Source organism: Mesorhizobium sp. BR1-1-13 (genome assembly GCF_020165515.1).
In the GTDB taxonomy this organism is placed as follows: Bacteria; Pseudomonadota; Alphaproteobacteria; order Rhizobiales; family Rhizobiaceae; genus Mesorhizobium.
This window is the reverse complement of record NZ_JAIUIH010000004.1, coordinates 42,418-64,524: the sequence shown is the minus strand read 5'-3', so window position 1 is coordinate 64,524 and position 22,107 is coordinate 42,418. Positions and strand designations below refer to the sequence as shown.

General features: G+C 62.7%; 21 protein-coding genes. 12 read left to right on the top strand and 9 right to left on the bottom strand.

The genetic code is table 11. From position 1 onward, the window contains the following. Positions 1–21: 21 nt before the first annotated feature. Positions 22–903, bottom strand: coding sequence for a DMT family transporter (locus LB533_RS11055; protein ID WP_140562437.1), 882 nt, complete (start codon positions 901–903; stop codon positions 22–24). A 179-nt stretch (positions 904–1,082) separates the two neighbouring features. Between LB533_RS11055 and LB533_RS11050 the strand changes: the two genes are divergently transcribed. After that, positions 1,083–1,589 carry a hypothetical protein gene (locus LB533_RS11050; protein WP_224677165.1) on the top strand — a complete coding sequence of 169 codons (507 nt, stop codon included), beginning with the start codon at positions 1,083–1,085 and terminating at the stop codon, positions 1,587–1,589. A 237-nt stretch (positions 1,590–1,826) separates the two neighbouring features. On the opposite strand, the gene LB533_RS11045 is transcribed toward LB533_RS11050, so the two are convergent. After that, complete coding sequence (locus tag LB533_RS11045) at positions 1,827–3,155, bottom strand: DNA polymerase IV (protein ID WP_224677164.1); 1,329 nt, start codon at positions 3,153–3,155, stop codon at positions 1,827–1,829. A gap of 65 nt (positions 3,156–3,220) precedes the next feature. Between LB533_RS11045 and LB533_RS11040 the strand changes: the two genes are divergently transcribed. Beyond that, entirely contained in the window at positions 3,221–3,808 is a 588-nt protein-coding gene (locus LB533_RS11040; protein ID WP_224677163.1) for a GNAT family N-acetyltransferase, read from the top strand. A gap of 85 nt (positions 3,809–3,893) precedes the next feature. Next, on the top strand, positions 3,894–5,360 hold the full coding sequence (locus LB533_RS11035) for a hypothetical protein (RefSeq protein ID WP_411970881.1): 1,467 nt from the start codon (positions 3,894–3,896) through the stop codon (positions 5,358–5,360). Positions 5,361–5,564: 204 nt separating this feature from the next. Here LB533_RS11035 and LB533_RS11030 read toward each other — a convergent pair whose 3' ends face one another. After that, positions 5,565–5,864: a DUF3572 domain-containing protein gene (locus LB533_RS11030; protein ID WP_140501536.1), complete on the bottom strand. Its 300-nt coding sequence runs from the start codon at positions 5,862–5,864 to the stop codon at positions 5,565–5,567. 235 nt (positions 5,865–6,099) lie between these two features. Here LB533_RS11030 and LB533_RS11025 point away from each other — a divergent pair, with 235 nt between their 5' ends. The 9 genes from LB533_RS11025 (at position 6,100) to LB533_RS10985 (ending at position 16,307) form a co-directional block, all read left to right on the top strand. Continuing rightward, positions 6,100–6,471, top strand: coding sequence for a response regulator (locus LB533_RS11025; protein WP_140501538.1), 372 nt, complete (start codon positions 6,100–6,102; stop codon positions 6,469–6,471). A gap of 33 nt (positions 6,472–6,504) precedes the next feature. Further along, positions 6,505–7,884 (top strand): PleD family two-component system response regulator, encoded by a 1,380-nt coding sequence (locus LB533_RS11020; RefSeq protein WP_224677162.1) that lies wholly within the window; start codon positions 6,505–6,507, stop codon positions 7,882–7,884. Between the two features lie 524 nt (positions 7,885–8,408). After that, a complete protein-coding gene (locus LB533_RS11015) occupies positions 8,409–9,902 on the top strand; it encodes an FAD-dependent monooxygenase (protein ID WP_224677161.1) in 1,494 nt (497 codons plus the stop codon). Between the two features lie 157 nt (positions 9,903–10,059). Continuing rightward, positions 10,060–10,794: a FadR/GntR family transcriptional regulator gene (locus LB533_RS11010; protein ID WP_140501544.1), complete on the top strand. Its 735-nt coding sequence runs from the start codon at positions 10,060–10,062 to the stop codon at positions 10,792–10,794. Then, entirely contained in the window at positions 10,791–11,978 is a 1,188-nt protein-coding gene (locus LB533_RS11005) for a PLP-dependent transferase (protein WP_224556632.1), read from the top strand. The genes LB533_RS11010 and LB533_RS11005 overlap by 4 nt, the downstream gene beginning before the upstream one ends. Before the next feature lie 29 nt (positions 11,979–12,007). Then, positions 12,008–13,285, top strand: a complete 1,278-nt coding sequence (locus LB533_RS11000) for an ABC transporter substrate-binding protein (RefSeq protein WP_224677160.1) — start codon at positions 12,008–12,010, stop codon at positions 13,283–13,285. 179 nt (positions 13,286–13,464) lie between these two features. Then, the gene (locus LB533_RS10995) at positions 13,465–14,388 is read left to right on the top strand and encodes a carbohydrate ABC transporter permease (protein ID WP_224677159.1); all 924 of its coding nucleotides are present in this window, start codon (positions 13,465–13,467) and stop codon (positions 14,386–14,388) included. Then, positions 14,388–15,236 carry a carbohydrate ABC transporter permease gene (locus LB533_RS10990; protein ID WP_140501552.1) on the top strand — a complete coding sequence of 283 codons (849 nt, stop codon included), beginning with the start codon at positions 14,388–14,390 and terminating at the stop codon, positions 15,234–15,236. Before LB533_RS10995 ends, LB533_RS10990 begins: the two co-directional genes overlap by 1 nt. A 3-nt stretch (positions 15,237–15,239) precedes the next feature. Continuing rightward, entirely contained in the window at positions 15,240–16,307 is a 1,068-nt protein-coding gene (locus LB533_RS10985) for an ABC transporter ATP-binding protein (protein WP_224677158.1), read from the top strand. 88 nt (positions 16,308–16,395) lie between these two features. Here the strand turns inward: LB533_RS10985 and rpmG are convergent, their stop codons facing one another. From rpmG to rnr, 6 genes are all read right to left on the bottom strand, one after another. Next, positions 16,396–16,563, bottom strand: a complete 168-nt coding sequence (rpmG, locus tag LB533_RS10980; protein WP_006201775.1) for a 50S ribosomal protein L33 — start codon at positions 16,561–16,563, stop codon at positions 16,396–16,398. Between the two features lie 152 nt (positions 16,564–16,715). Continuing rightward, on the bottom strand, positions 16,716–17,174 hold the full coding sequence (locus tag LB533_RS10975) for a hypothetical protein (RefSeq protein ID WP_140638868.1): 459 nt from the start codon (positions 17,172–17,174) through the stop codon (positions 16,716–16,718). Between the two features lie 149 nt (positions 17,175–17,323). Next, the gene (locus LB533_RS10970; RefSeq protein ID WP_140638867.1) at positions 17,324–18,499 is read right to left on the bottom strand and encodes an MFS transporter; all 1,176 of its coding nucleotides are present in this window, start codon (positions 18,497–18,499) and stop codon (positions 17,324–17,326) included. 23 nt (positions 18,500–18,522) lie between these two features. Further along, positions 18,523–19,263, bottom strand: coding sequence for an NUDIX hydrolase (locus LB533_RS10965; RefSeq protein ID WP_140638866.1), 741 nt, complete (start codon positions 19,261–19,263; stop codon positions 18,523–18,525). A gap of 73 nt (positions 19,264–19,336) precedes the next feature. Further along, positions 19,337–19,783 carry a DUF983 domain-containing protein gene (locus tag LB533_RS10960; RefSeq protein ID WP_140638865.1) on the bottom strand — a complete coding sequence of 149 codons (447 nt, stop codon included), beginning with the start codon at positions 19,781–19,783 and terminating at the stop codon, positions 19,337–19,339. After that, positions 19,783–22,101 (bottom strand): ribonuclease R, encoded by a 2,319-nt coding sequence (gene rnr, locus LB533_RS10955; protein WP_140638864.1) that lies wholly within the window; start codon positions 22,099–22,101, stop codon positions 19,783–19,785. The genes LB533_RS10960 and rnr overlap by 1 nt, the downstream gene beginning before the upstream one ends. Positions 22,102–22,107: the final 6 nt, after the last annotated feature.

Below are 22,107 nucleotides of genomic sequence, written 5' to 3'. Positions count from 1 at the left end.
TTGAGGGGCGATTGAGGCGCGCTACGATGCCGCCGCTTGCGCCGGCTTTGGCTGCCGGCGCTGCAGGTTGAGCATATTGCCCATGAGGATCAGCAATGCCCCGCCTGCGGTGAAGGCGTCGATCTGCTCCTGGTAGAGCAGCCAGCCGATCAATGCCGACAGCGGCACGCGCAGGAAATCCATCGGCGAAATGACAGTGGCATCGGCGTAGCTCAGCGCCCAGGCCATGCAGAAATGCGACGACATGCCGGTGAAGGCGATCAGCAGGATCCACGGCCACAGCTCGAGCGACGGGTTACGCCATTCGTAGAGCGCCGGGATCAGGCCGAGCACCGACTGGATGATCAGCATCCAGAAGATGATTCGCACAACGCTGTCGGTCCGCGTCAGCGACTTGACCAGGACCAGCGAGATGCCGAAGCACATTGCCGCGCCCAGCACGACCAGATGTCCCGGATCGACCGAGCCGACGCCGGGGCGCACAATAATCACAACACCGATCAGCCCGAGCGCCACGGCCCCGAGCTTCGGCCGGGTGAGCCTTTCGCCGAGAAAGGTGACCGCCAGGATCGCCGTCCAGATCGGTGTCGTGAATTCGATCGAGATCAGTACCGCCAATGGGATCAGCGTCAGAGCGTAGAGCCACGCCGCCTGGCCCGTATAGTGAACCACGTTGCGCGTGACATGGGCGAGCGGCCGCCCAGTGCGCATAGCGGCAAAGCCGCCATTTTGCATGACCAGCGGCAGCAGGATGAAAAAGCCGATCACCGAGCGCAGCTCCAGCACTTGGAAAACGTTGAGCTCGGCCGTGGTGGCGCGGCCCGCGACCGACATCGCCAGGAACGAGGCGATCGACAGCGCCATCCAGAACGCGGCCTTGGGGATGGAAGGGGTGGGTGCCATCTCCGCTATGTCGCAGGCCGTGGCTTTTGCCGCAACCGCTAGCAGCCGCATTCTTCTGGGCCAGCCGGATGTTGCAAAACAGTCATGTTGAAGGCGGAACCTGGCACGGCAGGGGGCGTTGAGTTCCGAATATCGGAAGTGCTTCGCAGGTGCCTTTCAATGTCGATAGGAGAACTTCGATGAGATCATTTGCGCAATTTGCGCTTGCTGGCTGTCTGTTGGTCACGGCAGGCGCGGCACATGCCGACGAGTCCAGATTTCTCCAGTCGTTCAAGGGCAATTTCACCGGCAAGGGCATCGTCAAGGTGACCACCGACGCGCCGACGGTGAATGTGTCCTGCACGTTCAGGTCAAACGCGACGTCGACCTCATTGTCGCTCGATGGCAATTGCCGAGGGCTTATCGTGGTGACCCGCGCCATCAGCGCGGACCTGAGGACTGCCGGAGCGAAATATAGCGGCACTTATGTCGGGTCTCGTACCGGGCCTGCGCAATTGAACGGCACCCGTTCGGGCAACGCGATCAATCTCGGCATCCGTTGGGCCAAGGAAGTCAATGGTGACCGAAAGGCGCAGATGAAGGTCGAGAAACGAGGCGAGAACGGCATGCGGCTGACGGTGATCGACACTGATCCGAAAACCGGCAAGAGCATGGTGACGAGCAGGATAGACCTAACCCGAACTTAGTGGGCTGCTGAAAGAGGCTCTCAATTTCAAACCGGCGCCAGGAGTGCAGCGCACCGCGATTCCCGTCATCCTCGGGCTTGTCCCGAGGACCTGCCATCATCACCACAACTAACTGGATGTAATAGCTTTTCTTTCCAGGCACGTAGACCCTCGGGACAAGCCCGAGGATGACGGAGGTGGTAGCGGTGTGACGCGCTTTGCCACACTGGTGGACCTTCTTCATCAGCCCGTTAAAGCTTAGTCTTCCAGCGGCTCCGGCGTGTGGGTGTCGCGGCCCTTGCCGAACGTATAGCCGGTTTCCACCGCCTTGCGGCCGAACTTGTCGCGCAGCGCGTCGATGGCGCCTTCGGCCATGGCCCGCTTGCGCGACTGGATATCGACCAGATCGGGCGGATCGGCCTTGTCATCGGGGGAAAGATCGCTGACGCCGATGCCGAGCAGCCGGTATTTGGTGCCGTCGGTTTCCTTGCGCAGCAGCTCGACCCCGGTCGAAAAGATGCGGTCGGCGAGCCGGGTCGGGTCGCCGAGCTGGCGGTTGCGGGTGCGGATCTTGAAATCCTGCGTCTTCAGCTTGAGCACCACCGTGCGTCCGGCGATACCGGATTTCTTCAATCGTGCCGAGACCTTTTCCGAAAGGCCCCGCAGTACCGAGATCAGCTCGTCCAGCGAAGCTATATCGGTGTCGAAAGTGGTTTCGGCCGATACGCTCTTGGCGTCCTGGTCGGGATCGACGCGGCGAACGTCCTCACCGCGCGAGAGCCGGTAAAGCCGGTCGCCCATCACGCCATAGCGGCGCATGAGGTCGCCGCGGTCCATCTTCTGGATCTGGCCGATGGTGCGGATGCCGTCCTGTTCGAGCGTGGCGTTGAATGCCTTGCCGACACCCCAGATCATGCTCACCGGCTGTGCGGCGAGGAAGCCCACGGCTTCCGCTTCGCCGATAACCGAGAAGCCGCGCGGTTTGCGGAAATCCGACGCCACCTTGGCCAGGAACTTGCAGTAGGACAGACCTGACGAAACGGTGATGCCGATCTCCTTCTCGACGGCCAGCGCGAAACGGGCCAGCACCACCGCCGGCGGCAGGCCGTGCAGCCGTTCGGTTCCGGCAAGGTCGAGAAACGCCTCGTCGATCGAGAGCGGCTCGACCAGCGGCGTCAGCGCTTGCATCATGGCGCGCACCTCGCGCCCGACGGCCACATATTTTTCCATGTTGGGCGGGATAACCACCGCTTCGGGGCAAGCCTCGAGCGCCTTGAACATGGGCATGGCGGAACGCACGCCCCTTATCCGGGCGATGTAGCAGGCGGTGGAGACGACGCCGCGCTTGCCGCCGCCGATGATCAGCGGCTTGTCCTTCAGTGCCGGGTTGTCGCGTTTTTCGATCGCCGCATAGAAAGCGTCGCAGTCGATATGGGCCAGATGCAGCCGGTACAGCTCGGGATGACGAGCAAGCCTGGGGCTGCCGCATCGCTCGCAGCGCCTGGCATCGCTGCGCTGAAAGGCCAGGCAGTCGCGGCAGAAACCGTGATCAGGATTATTGACAGGAGCCGCCATCGCTGCGAACATAAAGAGAACAAACGCAATGGTACGACAGTGCAAGGCTAGCGACAAGCTTGGCCTGGGGAGAACGCATGAGCACGACCATAGTGCCGCTGACGCCTGAGCTCTGGCCTGAATTCGAAGATCTCTTCGGCAAGCAGGGCGCCTGCTACGGCTGCTGGTGCACGCATTTCCGGTTGGCGCCGGCGGTCCGTCGCGAAAGCAGCCGCGAACGCAACAAGGACCACATCCGGGCACGCATCGAAGCAGGCCCGCCACCGGGCATGCTGGCGTTCGAGGACGGCAAAGCAGTCGGCTGGATGCAGATCGGGCCGCGCGCCGACGTGCCCGAATGGAACAACCGGGGCCGGGGCTCGGCTCCGGTCGATCCCGCGGATGCGTCGGATCCGGGCGTCTGGGCGATTTCCTGTTTCTTCATCCGCGCCAAGGCGCGGGGCCGGGGCATCAGCCATCGCCTGGTCGAAGGCGGCATCGATTTCGCCCGCAGGAACGGCGCGCGAATGGTCGAAGCCTGCCCGATAGACCTGTCGAAGGATTCACGCTCCATCGGGCTGTTCGTGGGCTCGTCGCGCGTGTTCGAGAAGGCCGGGTTTGAGCGGCTCCTGGAGCGCAAGGCGGGCCGGCCGTTGATGCGGCTGGTGCTGGAGCCGAGCGCCTGAACTTCGCCATCTTGCAGTTGCGACGGTCATTCCCTACCACAGGCAGGATACGATTTTGCCTTTTCGACCAAACGGAGAATTCTACGTGAACCGGATGTTGCCAATCGCCTTTATCGCGCTTCTGCTCAGCGCGCCCGCTTTCGGCCAGAGCGTCGACAGCCAGGGTGCAAGGCAACTATCCGAGGACCTGTCCCGCTATGTCGGCAAACAGGCGCTCGACAAGGGCATTCTGAAGGTTTCGGTCGAAGGCGGCGCCTACAAGATCGTGTTCGATTTCAAGGCGCTCGCCGGCACTTTGCCCGACCAGAAGCTGTTGAAATTCGACTTTGCGCCCTACGCCCTGCTGGTCAAGCCGCGCAGCGATGGGACCTGGGATGTCTCGATGGATCTTTCGCAAAGCGCGTCCTTCGCGTTCAACGGGCCCCAGGGGCTGCAAAGCACGCAATTTTCGATCAAGGACGGCAAGGGTTCCGGTGTCTACGATCCCAATCTGGCGGCCTTTACCAGCGGCACCAGTTCGATGGCGGGCATGACGATGGCCTCGCAAGATGCCAAGCAGCACATGGAAATCAGCGCCGACGCCGGCACCGCGACCATGGCCGCCACCAAGGCTGCCAATGGCGGCGTCGATTTCACGATGTCGCAAAAAATCTCGAACTTTGTCGAGGCGATCAAGTTCGACGATCCTGAAAGCGGATTGAAATTCCCGGTCACCATCAAATCACCGGAACTGTCTGTCGAGGCCAATGGTAAGGGCGTGCAGGCGAAGCCGCTGCTTAATCTCCTGGCATTTGCCGTCGCCAATGAGAACGAAGCCACGCTGAAAGCCAACCAGGCGCAGCTCAAATCGCTTCTGCTCGCCGCATTACCCGTGTGGGAGCGCATCGACGGGACATACGGGTTCAAGGATTTCGCGGTCGAGAGCCCGGTCGGCACGTTCGGCGCGGCGCAGCTCAGCACCGCCTTCGGAATGGATGGCGTCGCCCAGAGCGGTACGCTCGGCTACGGCATCAAGGCGTCGGGGTTGACCGTGCCGCAGCAGCTTCTGCCGAGCTGGAGCATGGCGCTGCTGCCGACCGATATCGATCTGAACGTCGGCGGCGCCAATATCGATCTCGACAGCATGGCGAAGAAGGCAATCGAAGCCTTTGATCTCAATAAGAACCCGCCGCTGTCGGCCGAATTCGGAGAGCAGCTCAAAACCGACTTCATGGCCAAGACGCCGAAGGTCGTCATTGGCCATAGCACCATCAAGAACAAGGATACCGAAATCGCCTTGGAAGGCGAAATGACATTTCCTAGCGAGAAGCCCGAAGCCAATGTGACGGGACGTCGCCGGCTTCGACAAGATCGTCGAAGGCCTGCAGGAAGCGGCGAAATCGGAACCAGAAGTGGCGCAGTACGTGCCTGTGGTCCTGATGGTGAAAGGGTTCGGCAAGACCTTGACGGACGGCCGTATGGAATGGGTCATCAACGCCAAGCCGGACGGTTCGGTCATTGTCAATGGCGTCATGCTGAAGCCGGCCGATCCTGCCGAGGACGACAGCATTGACGATGGCGGCGACGAGACGGACCAGGCGGATCCGGCACAGTAACCACTCGGCTCACCAAAGCGCGTCGCGTTCGAACAGATTCAGGCGACGCGCTTCAAGCCGTCATTTTGTGCATGTCGTTCTCCCAAACCGAAATCCGTTGGTCGACAAGCGTCAAACTTCGCGCGACCTGGCGATCGGCGGCGCCGTCTTGGGATTGTCACTCATATCGAATGCTCGTGGTTGTCGTCGCCCAGCGGCAGCGCGCGCAACGCCTTGCCGACGGAGGCCGGTGGCGTGCCGGTTTCCTCGGCAAAACGCAGCAATGTGGGTTCGTGGGCGAGAACGAACTGCAGCACACCGGCCAGAAATCCCGGCTCGCCGGCAGCTTTGCGGATCGAATGCGCCTCGATGCCGGTGATCGCCAGGAAGCGAGGCAGCAGTTCGGGATCTGAGGCGACGAAGGCCAGAGCCTTCACGGCAATGGTTTCGGCCTCTTCGCGCATTGACGCTGCGTTTGCCATCATTACCTTTCAGGGTATGCGGAATGTGAGTCTCTTCCGCAGTAATGGCAAGCGTCGCTTGCGGCAAGTCACTACCTCTTCAGTGCGGGGCCCGAGGTGGAAGCGGAGCAGCTTTTCTCGCCGCAGGTTTCCGTTTCGTCAATCATATTGCCGTACAGTCAACCAGGGTTTGGTGCGTTCCGGAAGGGCGCATAACGGCCGCTTCGATCGGAACAGCGGCCGGGACGGGATATCGATGCCTAAGAAGGTCATGATCGTCGAGGACAATGAGCTCAACATGAAGCTCTTTCGGGACCTCATCGAAGCAAGCGGTTACGAGACAGTTCGCACCCGCAACGGTCTGGAAGCGCTCGATCTGGCGCGTCAGCACCGGCCGGATCTCATTTTGATGGACATCCAGTTGCCTGAAGTGTCGGGGCTGGAGGTGACGAAATGGCTGAAGGAAGATGACGACCTGCACGTCATCCCGGTCATTGCCGTCACCGCCTTCGCGATGAAGGGCGACGAGGAGCGCATTCGCCAGGGCGGCTGCGAGGCTTATATCTCCAAGCCGATCTCGGTGCCGCGCTTCATCGAAACCATCAAGTCCTACTTGGGTGATTCCTGATGCACCTTGCCGCCAAAGCCGGAGCCTTGTGAAATGACCGCTCGGATTCTCGTCGTCGACGACATCCCTGCCAATGTGAGGCTGCTGGAGGTTCGGCTGCTGGCCGAATATTTCGAGGTGTTGACCGCCACCAACGGCCCGGATGCAATCGAGACCTGCGAGAACGGCAAGGTCGACGTCGTGCTGCTCGACGTCATGATGCCGGATATGGACGGCTTCGAGGTCTGCCGCCGCCTGAAGAGCGATCCGGCGACGTCGCATATTCCAGTGGTGATGATCACCGCACTCGACCAGGTTTCCGACAGGGTGCGCGGGCTTGAGGCCGGCGCCGACGATTTCCTGACCAAACCCGTCAACGACCTGCAACTGATGACGCGCGTCAAAAGCCTCGTCAGGCTGAAGTCGCTGACCGACGAGTTGCGGCTGCGCGCCTCGACCACGCGCAACATCGGCATCGAAGAGTTGCTCAGCCGCAATTTCGCCTCCGAGGACACGACGCCGAAAGTGCTTCTGATCGACGAGCGCAAATCGTCGATCGAGCGCGTCCAGAAGATGCTGCGCGACTGTGCTGACCTGGATGTCGCCAGCGATCCGCATGCCGGCTTCTTCCAGGCGGCGGAGACCCCCTATGAATGCGTGATGATCTCGACGAGCTTTGCCGATTTCGATCCGCTTCGGCTCTGCTCGCAACTGCGCTCGCTCGATCGCACACGCTTCCTGCCGATCATCCTGCTGGCGGAGGAGGGCGAGGAGGAGCGCATCATTCGTGGCCTCGAACTCGGCATCAACGACTATCTGATGCGGCCGATCGACCAGCACGAACTGACGGCGCGGTTGCGCACCCAGGTGCGCCGCAAGCGCTACAACGACCAATTGCGCGCCAGCGTGACGCAGACGATCGAAATGGCGGTGACCGACGGGCTGACCGGGCTGCACAATCGCCGCTATCTCGACAGCCATCTCCAGACGCTGTTCGACCGCGCCGTGGCGCGGCGTCGACCGCTGTCGGTGATGATCACCGACCTCGATCGCTTCAAGTCGATCAACGACACGCATGGCCATGACGGTGGCGACGAGGTGCTGCGGGAATTCGCGCGGCGGCTGCGCAAGAACGTGCGCGGCATCGATCTGGCCTGCCGGTTCGGCGGTGAGGAGTTCGTGGTGGTCATGCCAGACACCGATGGAGCGGTCGCCGAAAAGGTGGCCGAACGCATCCGCGCCGAAATCGCCCAGATGCCGTTCGCCATCGGGCCTGACGGCAAGGTCATCGAGGTCACCGTCACCGTCAGCGTCGGCGTGTCGTCGGTGCTGAAGGGAGTGGATACGGTCGCGGCGTTGATGAAACGCGCCGATTTGGCGCTCTATGAAGCCAAGAGCGGTGGCCGCAACCGCGTCGTCGCCAAGGCTGCCTGACGGACCGGATAAGAGTATCCGTCAATCCGGCAAGGTTACCCATTTACCTTAATCCAAGCGATTTGCGAGGCTTGGTTAAGAAACTGTTGATTTTCATAAGCTCTTGCGCAAATGTGCGGCCACAGACAGAGCGACGCCGGCACGAGGACAGACAGTCGGGTCGATCAAAAATACCCCATGATGCTCAGGTCCGCCGCATCTCCTGGGTCCGTGGGGTCGGCCGGCCGGCGCTGGCACATAGTGGCCTCCTCGTACCGCTGCCAAACGCCGACCGGCCCCCTTTCAAAATAGTATCAGGATTCTGCGCCAAGCTCCGGAAATCAGGGCTTTTTGCGCACGATATCGACAGCGCTTTTTTGACTGTAAAGGCGAGCCCCGATGTGAAGAGCTGCGCCGCACGCTCTCTTGCCATTCGGCAGAGGGCGTTGCTCCTCACTTCATACATATGGCGCCCAGGGGCTTGCTTCAAGCCTGGGTTCCTCCCGTAAAACCGCAGCCTAGCCAATGGGAGCGGAGTGACGGGAATGCGTGCACCGACAGATGGATCGCGTCGAAATCATGCGGTGATTGTCGCCGGGGGCGGCCCGACAGGATTGATGCTGGCAGGCGAACTCGCATTGGCGGGCATCGACGTCGCCATTGTCGAGCGGCGCCCGACCCAGCAGCTGATTGGCTTGCGCGCAGGTGGCCTGCACGCACGCACAATCGAGGTGCTCGACCAGCGCGGGATCGCCGACCGATTCCTCTCCCAGGGGCAATGCTTCCCGACCGTCGGCTTCCACATGATCCGTTTGGACATCAGCGACTTTCCCAGCCGGCACAACTATCTGCTGGCACTGCGGCAAAACCACATCGAGCGGATATTGGCCGACTGGATCAGCGAGTTGGGGGTGCTGATCCATCGCGGACAGGAAGTCACGGATTTCATGCAGGACGACAGTGGCGTGGATGTGGGGCTGTCCGATGGCCGACGGATGAAAGCGCAGTACCTCGTGGGATGCGACGGTGGACGCAGCACGATCCGCAAGGCGGCGGGCATCGAGTTCGCCGGATGGGATCCGACGATGAGCTGGATGATCGCCGAGGTCGAGATGTCGGAAGAACCGCCATTGGGCTTTCGCAGCGACGCCCACGGAACCCATGCGATAGGCAAGATCGAGGAAGGCGATAGGGTGGGTGTCGTGCTGACCGAGAGACAACTGATCATCGGTGGTGAACCGACATTGGACGATCTCCGCGAGGCGCTCACCCTTATCTATGGCACCGATTTCGGCGTCCACAATCCGACCTGGATATCGCGGTTCACCGATATGACGCGTCAGGCTGCCGCTTACCGCGTCGGGCGTGTCCTGCTGGCCGGCGACGCGGCGCATGTGCATCCTCCGATGGGCGGGCAGGGGCTCAATATCGGTGTGCAGGACGCGGTCAACCTGGGATGGAAACTGGCCCAGGTCGTCAAGCGGACATCACCCGACAACCTGCTCGACAGCTATCAAGCCGAGCGCCATCCGGTCGCCGCCCGTGTCTTGCGCAACACGATGGCACAGGTCGCGCTTCGGCGCATGGATGACCGCACCAAGGCTCTGGGCGACACCATTGCCGAACTGCTCGACCTGGAGGAGCCTCGCAAACGCATCGCGGCCGAAATGTCCGGCCTGGACGTTCGTTACGACTTGGGCGAGCGGCATCCATTGCTCGGGCGGCGAATGCCCGATCTCGATCTGCTCACCGCCAGCGGGCCGGCGCGGCTGTTTACCTTGCTGCACCATGCCCGGCCGGTGCTGATCAACCTCGGCACGCCCGGCAGGCTGGACATCAAGCCATGGGCGAATCGGGTCCAGCAGGTCGACGCCGTGTACGACGACGACTGGGAGCTGCCAGTTCTCGGGGCCGTCGCCGGACCCGACGCGGTGCTGATCCGCCCCGACGGGTACGTGGCATGGGTTGGTTCCGGAAGCCAACAGGGACTGGCCGATGCGCTGACCACCTGGTTCGGGCCGCCCGCTGCTGTGGCGTAGCAGGGTCGACGCCGGCCTGGCGCTCCGCCCACGCGTGCTTGGCAAGCGTTGCGAGCTTTACGGTGGAAGGTCTCCTGACATCAGATTGACAGGAGGTGCGATCTGTGCGCGAATTGGTTGGACCATTGAACCACTTGCCAGCGGTTCGGGAGGAATTGTGGATCAAAACAGCCTGCCACCTATTCAGACGACGGCGCGTGACGACGCCGTGCTGAAGGCGTTGGTAGGCTTTGTTCGTGCCGAGGCCCTCCAGCCGGGCGAGCGGCTGCCAACGGAACGCATCCTGGCGGAGCGGCTGAAGGTCAGCCGCAACACGGTGCGCGAGGCGCTGACGCGGTGGGAAGGGCTCGGGCTGGTCGAGCGCCGGCAAGGCAGCGGCACCTATCTCAAGGCAGCCGTTTCGCCGGACATGTTGCATCTGCCGCTGACGCTTGCGGGCGGCAACGACTTCACCAGCCTGATGCAGACGCTTGAAATCCGCCGCGCGCTGGAGGCGGAAGCCGCCGCCCTTTGCGCCGAACGCGCAAGCCAGACCGATATCGCCGAAATCGAGCGCAAGCTCGACATCATGGAGCAGGCGTTCCGCACGCGCGAGGGCATGTCTTCGGAAGAGGACTGGGAGTTCCACCAAGCGATCTACAGGGTTTCCGGCAACCCGCTGTTCGAGCAGATCATCGCCGCCATGCACGAATTGTTCCACCGCTTCTGGGAGCATCCGCTCGGCGTGCGCGACTTCGGCCACGCCAGCTTTCCCTACCATCGGACCATTTACGAGCGCATCGCCGCGCGCGACCCGCACGGCGCCCGCGCCGAGGCGCTCAAGCTGATCGCCACCGTCGAGGACGACCTCAAGCGCGGCGCGGCAAAACTCAAACTTTCGAGCCAGACATGAACGAACATCCCTCAGGTTTCGATCACGACTATCTTGCCGAGGCGGCGACGCTTCTGGCGCATGACGAGCCTTTCCCAGGTGGGGCGGTGGTGCCGCCGATCTATCAAACATCGCTGTTCACCTTCGCCAACTATGCCGAGATGGCGGATACTTTTGCCGGCAAACGGAAGCAGCCGATCTATTCGCGCGGCGACAATCCGACGGTGATGGAGTTCGAGGCACGCGTCGCCGCGCTTGAGGGCGCCGAGGCCGCGCGCGGCTTTTCCAGCGGCATGGCGGCGATCAGCGCCACGGTGCTCGCCTTCGTCGGTGCCGGCGAGCGCATCGTTGCGGTGCGCAATTGCTATGGTGATGCCTATCGGCTGTTCGAGCGGCTTTTGCCGCGGCTCAACATCAGGGTCGACTATGTCGACGGCTCCGATCCGGATGCGGTGGCGGCGGCCCTTCCGGGCGCCAGGCTGCTTTATCTGGAGAGCCCGACCTCGATGATGTTCGAGCTGCAGGACCTGGCTCACCTGACCCGGCTGGCGAAGGAGCAGGGCATCGTCACCACGATCGACAATTCCTGGGCAACGCCTGTGTTCCAGAAGCCGATCGCGCATGGCGTCGATCTGGTGCTGCATTCGGCATCGAAATATCTCGGCGGCCACAGCGATACGGTCGCCGGCGTGGTGGCAGGCTCGGCCGCCCACATCAAGCACATCAACGAGCAGACGTATTCCTATCTCGGCGGCAAGCTTTCGCCCTTCGAGGCATGGCTCTTGCTGCGCGGGTTGCGCACGCTGCCGCTGCGCCTGCCGCACCACATGAAGAGCGGGCTCGCCATCGCCGAGCGGCTGAAGGCGCATGGCAATGTCGAGCGCGTCAACCACCCCGCCTATTCGAACCATCCGGGCAAGGCGACGCTTGCTGGTTACGCGGGGTTGTTCTCCTTCGAGGTCACCGAGGATATCGACATCCCCGTCTTCGTCGATGCGTTGAAATATTTCCGCATCGGCGTGAGCTGGGGCGGCCATGAGAGCCTGGTCGTGCCGGCCAAGGCGTCGCTGGAGCAGACGCCGGGACTGAATTCGATGGCGCGCTTCGGCGTCAGCCCCCGAACCATCCGCTTCAATGTCGGATTGGAAAGTGTCGAGGATCTGTGGGCCGACGTGGCGCAGGCCTTCGAAAAAGCCAGAAAATAACAAGCCGCTTCAAAATGGGAGTCTTGAAGATGAAAAAACTGACCGTCATGCTTGCCACAGCCGCGGGATTGGCGATTTCCGCCGGAAACGCGCTGGCCGATTCGACCCTGAAAATGGTCGAAGTCATCACCAGCCCGCCGCGCACGGAGTTCCTGAAGAAGCAGATCGCCGAATTCGAAAAGGCCAATCCCGGCATCAAGGTCGAGCTGATCTCGCTGCCCTGGGGGCAGGCTTTCGAAAAGTTCCTGACCATGGTGCAGGCAGGCGATACGCCCGACGTGGTCGAGATGCCGGAACGCTGGATGGGCCTCTACGCCAACAATGCCCAGCTGGAGGATCTGGGTCCGTACATGGCCAAGTGGGATGATGCCAAGACGCTCGGGGACCGAGCCAAGCAGTTCGGCTCGACCGTCAACAACACCCAGTTCATGATCCCCTACGGCTACTATGTGAACGCGCTGTTCTGGAACAAGAAGCTGTTCAAGGAAGCCGGCCTCGACGGCCCGCCGGCAACGCTCGACGAATTCGTCGCCGATTCCAAGAAGATCTCCGCCATTCCGGGCAAATACGGCTACTGCCTGCGCGGCGGCCCCGGCGCCTTCAACGGCATGCACATGTTCATGAACATCGCTCAGGGCAAGGGCGGCTACTTCAACGAGGACGGCACCTCGACCATCAACGAGGAGGGCTCGGTCAGGGGCCTGCAGATGCTGGCCGACATGTACAAGCAGGGCCTGGCGCCCAAGGACGCGGTGAGCTGGGGGTTTAACGAAACCGTCACCGGCTTCTATTCCGGAACCTGCGCCATGCTGAACCAGGATCCGGACGCGCTTCTCGGCATCGCCGACAAGATGAGCGCAGACGACTTCGCCGTGGCGCCGCTGCCGGTCGGGCCGAGCGGCAAATCCTATCCGACGCTCGGCTATGCCGGCTGGGCGATGTTCGCCAATTCGCAGCACAAGGACGACGCCTGGAAGCTGATGGCGACGCTTTTGTCGCCCAAGGACAATCTGGAATGGGCCAAGGAAGTCGGCGTCGTCCCCATCCACAACGGCGCCGACCAGGATCCGCATTTCAAGACCGAGCAGTTCAAGGGCTGGTTCACCGAGCTCAGCGACAGCGCCAAATATGAAATGGTGACGCCGCCGACGCATCTGGAGAACCTCGGCAATTTCGTCGACCAGGTGGCGATCAAGAATTTCCAGGAAGTGCTGCTTGGCCAAAAGACGGCCAAGGAAGTTGCCGATCAATGGGCCGCTTTCCTGACCAAGGAACAGCAGGACTGGATGGCGAAGAACAAGAAGTAGCTTTTCTTCCCTTCTCCCCGTTTACGGGGAGAAGGTGGCCTGATCGGGCCGGATGAGGGGCGGCGCCAGGTTCTCTCAACTCAGCGCTGCCCCTCATCTGCCTGCCGGCATCTTCTCCCCGTAAACGGGGAGAAGGGTGCTGTTGCCACGCCGGCATCCACCCTTCACCGCGAGCGCCAATGACCTATGCCGTTTCCGAAATACGACCCGCCGGCAAGCCTCGAAAGAAGCGGCTGACGCACGCTGCCACCGAACCCTGGCTATATCTCAGCCCGGCGATCATCCTGCTGGTCGTGGTACTTCTGGTGCCGCTGGTCATCGGCATCAGCTATTCCTTCCGTAAGTTTTCGGCTTTCAAGTCGGAATATGTCGGGCTCGGGCAGTATCACGCTATGCTGTCGGATGCCGTGCTCGGCCAGGCGCTGGTCAATACGCTGTGGTGGACGGTCTCCAGCCTATTCTTCCAGTTCTTCCTCGGCCTTGGCCTGGCGCTGCTGCTCGACAAGCCGTTTCACGGCCGTAAACTCGTGCAGGCGCTGGTGTTCCTGCCCTGGGCGGTGCCGTCCTTCCTGTCGGGCCTGACCTGGGCCTGGCTGTTCAATCCGATCATCGGGCCGCTGCCGCACTGGCTGTTCGCGTTAGGGCTGAAGGCCGAGCCGACCAACATTCTCTCCGATCCCGCGACGGCCATGTGGGGGCCGATCGTCGCCAATGTCTGGTTCGGCATTCCGTTCTTTGCCATCACGCTTTTGGCGGCACTGAAATCCATTCCCGCGGAACTGCATGAGGCGGCGGCGATCGACGGCGCCTCGCCCTGGCAACGTTTCACCAAGGTGACACTGCCGTTCCTGGCGCCGACCATCGCCATCACGGTGATGCTGCGCACCATCTGGATCGCCACTTTCGCCGACCTGATCTTCGTCATGACCGAGGGCGGGCCGGCCGGGTCGACCAATACGGTGCCGGTCTACATCTATGTCAGCGCCTTCAAGTCGCTGGACAAGGGCTACGCATCGGCGGTTGCCGTGCTGCTGCTCGTCCTGCTCATTGCCTATGCGATTGCGCTGATCGCCATCCGTCGCTCTCTGGTGAGGCACGTCTGATGATCGCGGGACGCTCATCTTCGCAACGCTTCTTCGGCGGCGTCGGGCTCTACGCGGCCATCGCGGCCTATGTGATCTTCGCCCTGTTCCCGATCTTCTGGACCCTGAAGATATCGGTTACACCGGAACGGCTTCTCTATTCCGAAGGCATCACCTTCTGGCCGTCGCAGATGACGTTGCAGAACTTTGTCACCGTGCTCGAGGCCACGGACTTTCCGCGCTATTTCCTCAACAGCGTCATCGTCTCGGTTTCGACGGCGGCACTGGTGACTGTCATCGCGACGCTCGCCGGCTACGCCATGTCGCGCTTCACCTTTCGCGGCAAGGCGGCACTGGCGCTGATGCTGCTTTTGACCCAGACTTTCCCGCTAGTCATGGTCATTCCACCGATCTATCGCGTGATGGGCCAGATCGGCCTGATCAACAGCCTGACCGGGCTGATCATCATCTACACCGCCTTCAACACCGCGTTTGCAACCTTCCTGATGCAGTCCTTCTTCGACGGCATACCGAAGGACCTGGAGGAGGCGGCGATGATCGACGGCTGCACACGCGCGCAGGCGATGCGCCGGGTGATCGTGCCGCTGACGCTGCCCGGCATGGGCGCCACGCTCGGCTTTGTCTTCACCGCTGCCTGGAGTGAACTCCTGTTCGCGCTGATGCTGATCTCCAGCGATGACAAGAAGACCTTCGCCGTCGGCCTGCTCACCTTCATCGGCAAGTTCGCCGTCGACTGGGGGCAGATGATGGCGGCGTCGATCCTGGCGCTGATCCCGGTCTGCATCTTCTTCGGCTTCCTGCAACGCTATCTCGTCACCGGCCTCACCGCCGGCGCCGTGAAGGGATAATCGATGGCTTCCGTTACGCTGGAAAAGGTCCGCAAAGATTATGGCGCCGTGCGTGTGCTGCACGCGGTCGACCTCGACATCGCCGACGGCGAGTTCGTCGTCCTCGTCGGTCCGTCCGGCTGCGGGAAATCGACGCTTCTGCGCATGATCGCCGGCCTGGAGGAGGTTTCCGATGGCGAGATCCGTATCGGCGAGCGGCTGGTCAACGACGTCGCGCCGAAAGACCGCGACATTGCCATGGTGTTCCAGTCCTACGCGCTCTATCCGCATATGGACGTGTCGAAGAACATGGGCTTCAGCCTGATGCTGAGGAAGGCAGAGAAGCAGGCGATCGACGCGCGTGTCGACGGCGCCGCCAGACGGCTTGGGCTGGACAATTTCCTGCAACGCCTGCCGCGCCAGCTTTCCGGCGGCCAGCGCCAGCGCGTCGCCATGGGTCGGGCGATCGTGCGCGATCCCAAGGTCTTTCTTTTCGACGAGCCGCTTTCGAACCTCGACGCCAAGCTGCGCGTGCACATGCGCGCCGAGATCAAGGCGCTTCACCAGCAACTGAAGACCACATCGGTCTATGTCACGCATGACCAGATCGAAGCCATGACCATGGCCGATCGCATCGTCGTCATGCATGACGGCGTCGTCCAGCAGGTCGGTGCGCCGCTCGACCTCTACGACCGGCCGGCCAACATGTTCGTCGCCGGATTCATCGGCTCGCCAGGCATGAATTTCCTGCCGGCAAGGGTCGAAAAGGGCGGCAAGGCGGATGCAGTGCTGTCCGATGGCCAGAAACTGCGCTTGCAGGATGGCCTGCCGCTCAGGGAGGGCGATGCGGTTACCGTCGGCTTGCGGCCGGAGCATATGAGGCTGGCGGATGACGGTCCGCTGCAAGGCGAAGTGGTGGTGGTCGAGCCGCTCGGGCTCTCGACGCAATTCTACGTCAAGCTGGCCGGCCAGCAGCTTTGCGTGTTCGCCATGGGCCGCGCCGGCGTGAAGCCTGGCGAGACAGTGCGGCTATCGGCCGATCCGGCGGCGCTGCATGTTTTCGAACCGAAAAGCGGCGACCGGGTAGGATAGGGGCGCGGCCGCCGAGCGGCCAAGACCATATTGCATGCAAAAACGCCGCCCGATGGGCGGCGTTTCGGCATTCTCTCGGAAAACCAGATTACTTGATCTTGGTTTCCTTGAACTCGACGTGCTTCTTGGCGACCGGGTCGTATTTGCGGAACGACAGCTTGTCCGTCTTGGTGCGGCTGTTCTTGCTGGTCACGTAGAAGAAACCGGTGTCGGCGGTCGACAGAAGCTTGATCTTGATGTTTGCGGCTTTGGCCATGGTATCAGTCCGTTTGTTCGTGGGGTTTTGGCCGCTGGAGCACGGGAAAACACCCGGACGCGGGAAACTTGTCGCGACACATAAAGAACGCGCCCGGAAAGTCAAGCCCGACGCGCCTTGCGACCGTCACGGAAGCCCATGCCTGTCGGCATTCACACGTGTTCCGCCTCCAGAACGATGGTTTTCTTCCAATCTCCCGTGGTGTTCCACCAGCGATTCGGATTGGCGCGATCGTCCAGCCCCTTGGAACGGCTGGCAAGGACCGGCTGAATGCGGATCACCGGCTCCTGGTAGCTGTGCGCCTGAAAGATCGCTTCGACGACCCGCGCCGCCAATTCCTGGTCATCGGGCAGTTCGAATGAAACCTCGACCGTGCCGGGGCGCCGCCGCAATTCGGTCTCGGCGCCGGCGGCTGCGCCGTCAAGTGGCCGGTAGCGCTCGATGCCGTGCGCCGACTGGTAGGCGTTGCGGTCATATGTACCCATGGCCAGCGGCGCCAGCGCGACCACTGCGTCCATGATGCGGTCGACATCCGCAGCCGGCGCCTGGAAAGTGACAAGCAGGAGCAGCGTCATCCGCAATGATGTGGTTTCAAAGCCGCTGTCGATCATCGGAGTCTCCTCAACTTCAAGTGTTTTGAGGTCTCCGTATAAACCTTGGCTGCTGACACGGTTCTGTCAGCAGCCAGTCATCTGGGGTAGCCAGTTATGGGGCCAGCCGGTAGTGGGCGATCGCGAATCCGGTTTGCGCCGATGGCGGCTTACAAGATCTTGCGGACCAGCCTGACGCTGGCAAGGGCCATGTAGGCGGCGAAGAACAGCCCGAGCGACCAGCCGAAGCCAGAAGGGCCGAACGCATCCATGCCGATGCCTATCGCCTGCGGGCCGAGCACCATGCCGACACCGTAGCACAGCACGAAGGCGGCATTGGCCGAAGCCAGCTCATGGCCCGAAAGCTGCGAGCCGAGATGGGCGAGCCCGATCGTGTACATGGCCGCGACCACGCCGCCCCAGACGAACAGGAGGCCCGCCATCAGGTGCCAGTTGCCGGCCAGATGCGGCATGAAGATCGTGCCGGCAAGGCCGACAGTGGCGCAGGCCAGAAGCAGGTAGCGGCGGTCCGAGACGCGATCGCTGATCATGCCGATCGGGATCTGCAAGAGGACGTTGCCAAGGCCGATCATGGTGAGCAGCAAGGCTGCGTCGGCTTCGGAATAGCCGATGCGGCTGCCATAGACAGGGAACAGGGCGAAACCGCCGGTTTCGACGGCGCCAAACACCAGAACGGCGGCGGTGGCGGTCGGCACCAGCCAGATATAGCGCAGGAAATTGCTGGTTTCACCGTCGGATACAATCGTCGGGCTCTCGTTGCGCGCCGCCAGCACCGGGATCGCGGCCAGTGCCACCAGCGCTATGATGACGCCGAAGGGCCGGAAGCCACTGCTGCCGAGATGGGCGAACAGCCACGGCCCCGCGGCAAAGCCGAGCGACAGCACGGTGGCGTAGATGCCGAGCACAAGGCCTCGCCGATGCGGCGGCGCCGAGGTGCTGATCCAGAATTCCGACAGGATGAACAGCACCGTCAGCGCGATGTGCAGCACGACACGCAGCGGAAACCACATCCAGAAATCGGGCGCGAAATGGAAGCCGACGAAGGCGAGTGCGCCGGCGGCAATCATGGCGATCATCGTCCAGGCAACGCCGAAGCGCATGGCGAGCGGCGTAGCGAGCGGGGCACCGGCGATCGAGGCCAGGCCGGCGACCGCGGTGTTGAGGCCGATCATCGAGGCCGAATGGCCGCGCGTCTCCAGGATGACGCTGAGCAGCGGCATGCCGAGGCCGATGGCAATGCCGACGACGCTGATCGACGAGATCGCCGCCACCATCGGCAGCCAGTGTACGCGCTCGTCGCCCTTTGGTTGGGTATCGACCGTCATGTTATGTCTGAATACTCGATGTTCTACAGAATTTCGCGGGTGAAGTGGTTGCGGACAAGCCGGTAGAAGGGCACGGGACCGCCCGGACGCAACAGCGGATCGTGGGCGAGGCGGCTTTCCAGCTCGTCCAGGATCATCCGGGTGATGTCGGGAATGTCGGCTTCCCTGGCCTTGGCAAGCGGCAGCCAGACCAGTTCCTCGAGTTCGTTGGTCGGACCGCCGCCTGGCAGTTCGACGGCGACGTCGCCGCGCCAGGCGCAGAAGAAGCGAGTGTCGAAGCGGCGCACCCGGTTGGGCGGCGTGATGGCGCGCGCAATGAAGCGCAGCATGTCCAGGGCAGGTTGCACTCCATGTTCGGCAAAGCCTTGCCAATCAGACCTTGTCGTGGCGAAGGCGCCTTTGCGACCGATCAGCAGCCCGGCTTCCTCATAGGTCTCGCGGATGGCCGACAAGGCGATGGCGCGGGCACGCGCCTCGCTCGTGCGGCCGGGGCCGGCGATGAGCTTTGCTTCCTGCTCGGGATGCAGCGCGGTGGCGGTGGGGATGCGGCTGTCCGCCGGGTCGGTACGGCCGCCGGGAAAAACGAACTTGCCTGGCATGAAGGCGTGACCGGCATGACGGCGACCCATCAAGACCCGCAAGTCGTTGGCCTTGCCGTCGAGCAGGATCAGAGTCGCGGCATCACGTGGACGAATCGCCCTGCCGCGATGCGTGGCCAGACCCGTGTCGAGCCTGTCGACGTCCGCCTTGGTCATTCCTTCCATGCACAGGACCTAGCGGAAACGTCTTGCATGCGAAAGTAGCCTTGACGGTTGGCATGTTGCGCCAGCCAGCACCTCAGGCACCGGGATGGGATTCAGCCACGTCGTGTTCGCCAGCAAAACCGTGCATATAGAATGCCCATTGCAATCCGATGACGGCACCTTTCACCGGCTGCAGCAGTGCAACCGACAGCAGGATCGTCAAGGGTACCCAGATGGCGATGTGCTGCCAGGTGGAAAGGGTCGACGTCGCCTCGACGCCCATGAAGGCGCCGAGCACGATGTGGCCGACGATGACGATGACCAGATAGGCAGGCAGATCGTCGGCGCGGTGATGGTGTATCTCCTCGCCGCAGACGCTGCATGTCTCGACGGTCTTGGTGAAGCCGCGAAACAGCTTGCCTTCGCCGCAATGCGGGCAGCGGCCGAGCATGCCGCGCTTCATCGCCGTCCATAGCGGACGCGCGACCCGGCCCGAATGAAGTTCGCCGCCGAAAACCTGTTCTTCCATGCCCTTTGCCATCATCGTCTCCTGCCGCGCGAGCCAGGGCGCGATTGTGACGCACGGGCGCGGCCTTTTGCCTTGTGAAACGACCTGACGGAGCCAGGCAGGGGCTTCGGGTCGGTCAACATCTCAAAGCGCATCGCGCCGGCCATCGGCGCCACCTCGACGAGACGGACCTCGACACGGTCCGCCAGCTGATAACCCTTGCCCGAGCGGTCTCCGTAGAGCGAGCGGGCCGTTTCGTCGTATATATAGTAATCGCCGCCCAGAGTTGACACGGGGATGAAACCATCCGCGCCATACTGCGGCAATTGGACAAATAGTCCCGATTTGGTGACGCCGGAAATGCGGGCGTCGAAACGGTCGTCGATGCGCTCGGCGAGATAAGCGGCGATCAGCCGGTCGACCGTGTCGCGTTCGGCCGCCATCGCACGGCGTTCTGTGCCGGAAATCAGCACCGAAACATCCTCGAGCCGCGCTTCCTCCTCCTGCGTCAGGCCCCCTGGGCCCAGGCCGAGTGCGGCGATAAGCCCGCGGTGCACGATGAGGTCGGCGTAACGGCGGATCGGTGAGGTGAAATGCGCATAACGGTTCAGGTTGAGGCCGAAATGGCCGATGTTCTTGGGCGAATATTCGGCCTGGCTCTGCGAGCGCAGCACCACCTCGTTGACCAGGCCTTCGTTGTCGGCGCCGCGCACGCGCTCGAGAATGCCGTTGAACTGGGCGGGCCGCATCTGCGCACCGCGCGCCAGCGACAGGCCCAGGGTCTGCAGAAATTCGCGCAGCGATTCCTGCTTGGCCAGCGAGGGCGCGTCGTGGGTGCGGTACACCAGCGCCTGCTTCTTCGCCTCGAGTGTCTCGGCGGCGGCGACATTGGCCTGGATCATGAATTCTTCGATGAGCTTATGGGCATCGAGCCGTTCCGGCACGACGACGCGATCGACCGTGCCGTCGGGCTTCAGCAGGATCTTGCGCTCGGGCAGGTCGAGTTCGAGCGGCTGGCGGCCATCGCGTCCGCGCTTGAGGATCGCATAGGCGTCCCATAGCGGCTTCAGCACCGTGTCGAGGATCGGGCCGGTCTTGTCGTCAGGCGCGCCGTCGATTGCGGCTTGCGCCTGTGGATAGGCGAGCTTGGCCGCCGATTTCATCATCACGCGATGGAAGGAATGCCTGATCTTGCGCCCGTCCGCCGAGAAGGTCATGCGCACGGCGAGAGCCGGGCGATCCTGGCCTTCGCGCAGTGAGCAGAGATCGTTGGAGATGCGCTCGGGCAGCATCGGCACGACGCGATCGGGGAAATAGACCGAGTTGCCGCGCTTCAGCGCTTCGCGGTCGAGTGCCGTGCCGTAGCGGACGTAAGCAGCCACGTCGGCGATGGCGACCGTGATGACCACGCCGCCGGGGTTCTTCTCGTCGAGATCGGGCGTAGCGAACACCGCGTCGTCGTGGTCCTTGGCATCGGCCGGGTCGATGGTGACCAGCGGCAGTTCGCGCCAGTCCTCCCGGTTCGCCATCGTCGCAGGCTTGACGGCTTCGGCTTCGGCGATGACGTCGGCCGGGAAGACATGCGGAATGTCATGCGCGTGGATGGCGATCATCGAGACCGCCTTTTCGCTGGTCAGCGAGCCCAGCACGTTGAGTACTTTCGCCCTCGGCAAGCCATAGCGCGAGGCCCGGGCGGGCTCGACCTCGACGAGATCGCCGTTCCTGGCTCCGTTCTGGAATTCCTTGTCGACGATCAGTTCGGGTTGCCGGCGCTCCACCGGCTCGATGCGGAAACTGCCGTCCTGAAGCACCCGAAAGACGCCGAGAACGGCATCCGTGCGCTTCTCGAATATCTTCATCACCCGCCCTGTGTAGGCCGGGCCGCCCAAGGCGACGTTCGTGTCGTCGGCGGGAAAGGTCTTGGCCAGCACGCGATCGCCAATGCCAGGCGCCGGTCCGCCGCCACTGCGCGACAGGCGGATGGAAACGATGGGGGGCGGTCCATTGGCAGTGTGTTCGGTGGGACGCGCCAGCAGCACGCCGTCGGCGTCGCGGTCGAAAATGTCGAGCACCGTGACATGGGGCAGGGCGCCAACGCGGGCCAGCCGCTTACGCTCCTTGGTCAGGACGCCTTCGTCCTGCAGGTCGCGCAGGAGATCCTTCAGCCAGATGCGGTCCGGGCCGCGCAGCGCGAATGCCTTCGCGATGTCGCGTTTTCCAGCGCGATCCGGATTTTCGGCGATGTAGCGCAGGATTTCGTCACGCGAGGGCCTGTAGTCGCCCTTGACCTTGGCCGTTGTGCCGGCGGTGCGCGGGTCGCCGTGGGTTCTTGCGGAGATCCTGCGCGCCACGCCGTT

Bases quoted from the DNA above. Each gene is read 5' to 3' on its own strand.
- LB533_RS11055 (WP_140562437.1), bottom strand. From the start codon at position 903: ATGGCACCCACCCCTTCCATCCCCAAGGCCGCGTTCTGGATGGCGCTG.
- LB533_RS11050 (WP_224677165.1), top strand. From the start codon at position 1,083: ATGAGATCATTTGCGCAATTTGCGCTTGCTGGCTGTCTGTTGGTCACG.
- LB533_RS11045 (WP_224677164.1), bottom strand. From the start codon at position 3,155: ATGTTCGCAGCGATGGCGGCTCCTGTCAATAATCCTGATCACGGTTTC.
- LB533_RS11040 (WP_224677163.1), top strand. From the start codon at position 3,221: ATGAGCACGACCATAGTGCCGCTGACGCCTGAGCTCTGGCCTGAATTC.
- LB533_RS11030 (WP_140501536.1), bottom strand. From the start codon at position 5,864: ATGGCAAACGCAGCGTCAATGCGCGAAGAGGCCGAAACCATTGCCGTG.
- LB533_RS11025 (WP_140501538.1), top strand. From the start codon at position 6,100: ATGCCTAAGAAGGTCATGATCGTCGAGGACAATGAGCTCAACATGAAG.
- LB533_RS11020 (WP_224677162.1), top strand. From the start codon at position 6,505: ATGACCGCTCGGATTCTCGTCGTCGACGACATCCCTGCCAATGTGAGG.
- LB533_RS11015 (WP_224677161.1), top strand. From the start codon at position 8,409: ATGCGTGCACCGACAGATGGATCGCGTCGAAATCATGCGGTGATTGTC.
- LB533_RS11005 (WP_224556632.1), top strand. From the start codon at position 10,791: ATGAACGAACATCCCTCAGGTTTCGATCACGACTATCTTGCCGAGGCG.
- LB533_RS11000 (WP_224677160.1), top strand. From the start codon at position 12,008: ATGAAAAAACTGACCGTCATGCTTGCCACAGCCGCGGGATTGGCGATT.
- LB533_RS10995 (WP_224677159.1), top strand. From the start codon at position 13,465: ATGACCTATGCCGTTTCCGAAATACGACCCGCCGGCAAGCCTCGAAAG.
- LB533_RS10990 (WP_140501552.1), top strand. From the start codon at position 14,388: ATGATCGCGGGACGCTCATCTTCGCAACGCTTCTTCGGCGGCGTCGGG.
- LB533_RS10985 (WP_224677158.1), top strand. From the start codon at position 15,240: ATGGCTTCCGTTACGCTGGAAAAGGTCCGCAAAGATTATGGCGCCGTG.
- rpmG (WP_006201775.1), bottom strand. From the start codon at position 16,563: ATGGCCAAAGCCGCAAACATCAAGATCAAGCTTCTGTCGACCGCCGAC.
- LB533_RS10975 (WP_140638868.1), bottom strand. From the start codon at position 17,174: ATGATCGACAGCGGCTTTGAAACCACATCATTGCGGATGACGCTGCTC.
- LB533_RS10970 (WP_140638867.1), bottom strand. From the start codon at position 18,499: ATGACGGTCGATACCCAACCAAAGGGCGACGAGCGCGTACACTGGCTG.
- LB533_RS10965 (WP_140638866.1), bottom strand. From the start codon at position 19,263: ATGGAAGGAATGACCAAGGCGGACGTCGACAGGCTCGACACGGGTCTG.
- LB533_RS10960 (WP_140638865.1), bottom strand. From the start codon at position 19,783: ATGGCAAAGGGCATGGAAGAACAGGTTTTCGGCGGCGAACTTCATTCG.